Source organism: Pseudoalteromonas sp. P1-26 (assembly GCF_001401795.1).
In the GTDB taxonomy this organism is placed as follows: domain Bacteria; phylum Pseudomonadota; class Gammaproteobacteria; order Enterobacterales; family Alteromonadaceae; genus Pseudoalteromonas.
Window position 1 is genome coordinate 1 of record NZ_LKDX01000207.1, and the last position, 215, is coordinate 215.

The window sequence follows — 215 nt, forward strand, 5'->3', positions numbered from 1 at the left end:
ATAAATGGTGCCGACTATCCGAGTTGAACGGATGACCTACTGATTACAAGTCAGTTGCTCTACCAACTGAGCTAAGTCGGCACACTAAACCTGTGTGCGTTTAGCACTTAATCACATTGTGATTATAAATAATGGTGCCCAGAGGCGGAATCGAACCACCGACACGAGGATTTTCAATCCTCTGCTCTACCGACTGAGCTATCTGGGCATTTTAA

Annotated in this window: 2 tRNA genes; both read right to left on the reverse strand. The window is 45.1% G+C overall.

The window, feature by feature from the left end:
* Nucleotides 1-5 precede the first annotated feature (5 nt).
* Nucleotides 6-81 (reverse strand) — tRNA-Thr (locus AN394_RS21525).
* Nucleotides 82-132: 51 nt separating this feature from the next.
* A tRNA-Phe gene (locus AN394_RS21530) sits at nt 133-208 on the reverse strand.
* Nucleotides 209-215: the final 7 nt, after the last annotated feature.